Below are 3,900 nucleotides of genomic sequence, written 5' to 3' on the forward strand. Positions count from 1 at the left end.
GTAATCTCGTGAATAATCCTCTCTGTTTTATGTTTCTCATTGCGAAGCTGGGAGATGAGCTGGGCAAGTTCGCGGGTTCTCGACTTGACGTTATCTTCAAGGGTCGCATTCAGCTCATCCAGCCTCCTGTTTGCCCGCCGGATTTGTTGCTCCACTTCTTTCCTATCCGTGACATCCGTGGCGACACCCGCGATACGGTAAATCTCCCCGCGTTCATTTCGAACGGGAAAGGCCCGATCACGTATCCAACGAATCGCACCGTCGCCCCGCACGATGCGGTACTCTTGATCATAGTCGCCACTTACCTGCTTTTCCAGCGCGGCGGTCCTGACCTGCTCCCGGTCCGCCGGATGTATGCTCTCCACCCATGACAGAGGATTTTTATAAAGACTCTTACACGTTCGACCCCAGATCGTTTCGTAGGCAGGACTGATGTAGATCATCCGATCCTTTTCAGGAGTCGACATCCAGAACACTTCCGCGATGGTCTCCGCCATCTGACGCAGACGCTCCTCGCTTTCGCGCAACGCCGCCTTCTCCTGCCTGCGGACGGTTTCGTCCTTCACGGTTACCACGCTGCCGATGACCGCACCGCGTTTGCAGATGGGATTGCAGACCAGATCGACGGGCATGCTCGTACCGTCACGATGCATGACCACCATGCTGTCGCAGGAACAAGAGCGTCCGTCGCCAGACTTGAAGATCGGATCAAACCAGCAAGCCGGCGGTACTCCATCACCATGCGTCAGCAAATCATCGAAGCGGCGGCCGGCAAGCTCCTCCTGGGAATAGCCCGTCATGCGTAACAAGGTTGGATTTGCAAAGGTGATATGCCTGCCGAGGTCCAAGCCGGCAATACCTTCGCCCGCCGAATTCAACACCACCTCGGAACGCGCCCGCATGCGCTCGCGCATATTCCAAAATGTTATGAGCGCCACGCCCTCCAGCGAAATGAACCCAGCCAGGATCAAACCCCACATCCAAGGATAGGTAATGGCGAATTCATGGTTGTATACCGCGTACGGATAGAGTTGCCCGCCAAGACCGTGCTGGATAATTACGAAGAAGACGGCGAGCACATAAGGTATCCAGTCTTCGTACATCGCGATGACAATCAGTACGACGAAATAATAGAAATGAGCCTCGACATATCCATTAAAAAAATGAATGAGCACCGCGGCGGATGTCATCAATCCCAGTCCGGCGATCGCCGAGCGCAGCCTGCGGCCTATCCTGTTCCAACTCGCCACCAACCCAATGGCGGCGATTAACAAGCCCCCACCCAGGCTTTGAAGGGGAGGAAAACCCTGGTAGATCCCGAAGGCCGACAAGCCAACGACATGCAACCAAAGCAGCTTGAGAATCGCGCGATGTCGCGCACTCCACTCCTGATCAGTGAGAGTGCGTCCCCCCGGGACATGTTCCCAAATCAGATCCCAGGCCCGGTGGGCCGTCGCTTGTTTAATCGGAATATCCAAGGTGTTCACGCCGTGCCATTGGAGCCGTCGGTACCCAGAATGTTCAGCTTTCGAATCAGGCGGGAAAGATAAGTCCGCTGCAGGCCCAGAAGACGGGCAGCCTTGGCTTGGTTGCCCGCGGTGCTCTGCAACGCCTGCCTGATTACCTGTTTCTGGTACGCGCGAATCGCGGCGTGATAGGTCTGTTCCTGTGAGTCTACCGCAGAATTGTCTGAACTTGAATTGTTGACGCGCAGCAACGGCAGGTCTTCCGGCACGATCTCCGTACCCGTCGCCAGGATCACCGCACGTTCGATCAGGTTCGCCAGCTCCCTGACATTGCCGGGCCAGTGATAGGCCATGAGATGATCCATTGCCGCCGCAGAGAACTTCAGCACGGGTTTCTTCAGGATGCGGCAACATCGGCGCAGGAAAAGATCCGCCAGAGCGGGAATATCTTCCTTTTTCTCCCGCAGCGGCGGGAGAGAAATCGTGATCACGTTGAGACGAAAGAACAGATCTTCCCGAAAACGACCTTCTTGAACATCTCGCTGGAGATCACGGTTAGTCGCCGCGATAATGCGGATGTCGACATGGATATGCTTATTCCCTCCCACGCGTTCAAATTCCCGTTCCTGGAGGACTCTGAGAAGCTTGGCCTGCAGATCAGGTTTGAAGTCCCCGATCTCGTCCAGGAACACGGTCCCGCCGTTCGCAATCTCCAGTTTTCCCTTTCTCATCTCGTGGGCCCCCGTGAAGGCCCCCTTTTCGTGGCCGAACAGTTCGCTCTCGAGTAGCTCGTCGCGAAGCGCGACGCAATTGACGACTACGAAAGGCGCCTGCACCCGGGGACTCCAACGATGAATCGAACGCGCGAAGACCTCCTTGCCAGTACCGCTCTCTCCGAGCAGCAAAACAGTCGAAGGGGTCGCGGCGACTTTTCGCGCAATCTCGACGGCTTTCAGAAATTGTGGACTCTTTCCTACGATCTCAACGGCGGACGCATTCATCTCCGATTTGAGGTAAGTGTTTTCTTGGCGCAATTGCTTGCACTCAAGCGCTTTCTTGATGACGAGGTCGAGATGCTCTGCCGAGAAAGGTTTTGTGATGAAATCGAAGGCGCCTTCCTTGATCGCCTCCACCGCTTTCTCGATGGTACCAAAAGCGGTTATGATGATGATCTCGAGATCGGGGTGATCCCTGAGCTTGCGCAATACCTGCATGCCGTCCATTCCGGGCATCTGCAAGTCGAGGAACATCAGGTCGGGCTCCTCCTGGGCAACCCTTTCCAGGGCCTCTGCGCCGTTTGCCGCACTCTTGACGCGATAATTGAGGGCCTCCAGACGGTCCTCTAGAATCAGCCTTATATCCGGGTCGTCATCGACCACCATGATTGTTGCTGTTGTTGGTTTCATGGATATGGACTCTACTCGCAATTCACGGAATATATCCGGTTCTCGAGCTAATTTTATTTACCCCCTCACCGTCACGCTGAAGCACTTACCGTAATCGCGGATCCCGCTGCAGCCGATGATGAGGCCACCCACTTATCCTTGATCAACCAAAAGCAATTCTTATACCAGGCGATTATTCAATCAAGAATGAGCTATCTATTTAAACTTATTTGAAAATTTTTCCGGGGAAATATACCGCCCTTGCCCGGGTATCCGAAAGGATTCATTCCGTTATCCGATTGGATAATTTCGGGTATATACCCCATATACATATTATTATATTCATATACGAATAGTTGCATATTCCTGGCGATCGTTCGCGGCGGCCCGGGACATACCACTATTGAATCAGCGCGCCGACCGGTCGCGGACCAGCCCCGGCCGCAATCCCGTGAGGTATTGTGGCCGGGGGGTCTATTCAAAGGCACGGCTCTCATGCCGCCTGCCGCCATGCTTCCGCATTCACAGCCGCCTCCCGCTCCGCCGTGCTATACGTATGATGCGATCCTGCCAGACTGTGGTCGTACTCGAAACCTTCATCCGGCTCCGGATTATGGCCAAGCACCGCATCGATCTCATACGGTAAGGTTCCGCATTGATTGCGTCCTCCTTTCAGGCTGCAGCTTCTGCCCCCGAAAAGCTGGTAAATCGGGTCCCAACCCACAACAGTGGTCATCAAGGGATAAACAGCCAAGAGAATGGCCGCAGCCGATATCACATCGTGCCCTGTCAACACGATCTTAAGAATGCCGAACGTCATCACGGCGCCACCGCCGACGAACCTGATCATACGATCGACCAGTCCGATGTTTTCCACTGGAGCAACTCTTCCTCTGATCCTGCTCATGGTACTCACCTCCATTAACATGACTCCAATCGCGTTGTGTATCGATCACGGGCCGTACACCGTGATCTCAATCTTGAATACTGCAGCGAACATGCCATGCGCACGTCATTTATCGTTCATTCGTCGCCTACAAACAAAAAAT

3 protein-coding genes are annotated in these 3,900 nt (G+C 54.4%); all 3 read right to left on the reverse strand.

Annotated features, from left to right (window positions below):
* On the reverse strand, nucleotides 1–1,487 hold a 1,487-nt coding region (locus tag P8Z34_17065; protein ID MEJ2552384.1), incomplete at its 3' end, for a PAS domain S-box protein.
* On the reverse strand, nucleotides 1,484–2,872 hold the full coding sequence (locus P8Z34_17070; protein MEJ2552385.1) for a sigma-54 dependent transcriptional regulator: 1,389 nt from the start codon (nucleotides 2,870–2,872) through the stop codon (nucleotides 1,484–1,486). The genes P8Z34_17065 and P8Z34_17070, both read right to left, overlap by 4 nt.
* A gap of 472 nt (nucleotides 2,873–3,344) precedes the next feature.
* On the reverse strand, nucleotides 3,345–3,758 hold the full coding sequence (locus P8Z34_17075; protein ID MEJ2552386.1) for a DUF2892 domain-containing protein: 414 nt from the start codon (nucleotides 3,756–3,758) through the stop codon (nucleotides 3,345–3,347).
* Nucleotides 3,759–3,900: the final 142 nt, after the last annotated feature.

The sequence above is a fragment of the Anaerolineales bacterium genome (assembly GCA_037382465.1).
Taxonomy (GTDB): Bacteria; Chloroflexota; Anaerolineae; order Anaerolineales; family E44-bin32; genus WVZH01.

Bases quoted from the DNA above. Each gene is read 5' to 3' on its own strand.
- P8Z34_17070 (MEJ2552385.1), bottom strand. From the start codon at position 2,872: ATGAAACCAACAACAGCAACAATCATGGTGGTCGATGACGACCCGGAT.
- P8Z34_17075 (MEJ2552386.1), bottom strand. From the start codon at position 3,758: ATGAGCAGGATCAGAGGAAGAGTTGCTCCAGTGGAAAACATCGGACTG.